At 30.7% G+C, this 264-nt stretch carries 1 pseudogene; it reads left to right on the top strand.

Annotated elements, in window-relative coordinates:
* Positions 1–264, top strand: a pseudogene (locus SB679_RS24755) (ComEC family competence protein); the annotation flags it as partial.

Raw genomic sequence — 264 nt, forward strand, 5'->3', positions numbered from 1 at the left:
GGATCAATGAACTTTAACTCTATTCTTTATCTTCCAAAAGATAGTGAGGAGCTGGACTTTACACACTATTATCAAGCAGAAGCCTACATTACAAGACCTCATCACCCAGAATATGATTTTCAGTTTGACTATGCCTGTTATTTGAAAAGGAAAAATATTGAATATCAGATCTATTTTTCAAAGAAAATACTTTCTGTAGAAAGAAATGATATGAATTTTACAGATTATATAAAACAGCATAGGCTCAACGTTCTGAAGAAAATT

The organism is Chryseobacterium sp. SIMBA_029 (assembly GCF_046535275.1).
Classification (GTDB): domain Bacteria; phylum Bacteroidota; class Bacteroidia; order Flavobacteriales; family Weeksellaceae; genus Chryseobacterium.